Below are 229 nucleotides of genomic sequence, written 5' to 3' on the forward strand. Positions count from 1 at the left end.
GCGCGCGCGGCGAGCGCGCCTTCGAAGCCGCGCAGATTGGGCGTGAGCACCGAATAGATCGTGCCCGCGCGGCGCGCGATGCCGTCCATCACCTGGGCGCCGTCGGCCATCTGCGGGACCCATTTCGGCGAGACGAACGAGGCCGCCTCGATGTTCGCGAAACCCGCCTGCGTGAGGCGGTCGATCAGCTCGATCTTGATCGCCGTGGGGACGAATTCCTTTTCGTTTT

General features: G+C 66.8%; 1 pseudogene. It reads right to left on the minus strand.

The features are described from left to right. A pseudogene (locus SB816_RS35500) lies at nt 1-229 on the minus strand (hydroxymethylglutaryl-CoA lyase); the annotation flags it as partial.

Origin of the sequence: Achromobacter sp. SIMBA_011, assembly GCF_046535435.1 — a bacterium.
GTDB lineage: Bacteria > Pseudomonadota > Gammaproteobacteria > Burkholderiales > Burkholderiaceae_B > Achromobacter > Achromobacter dolens.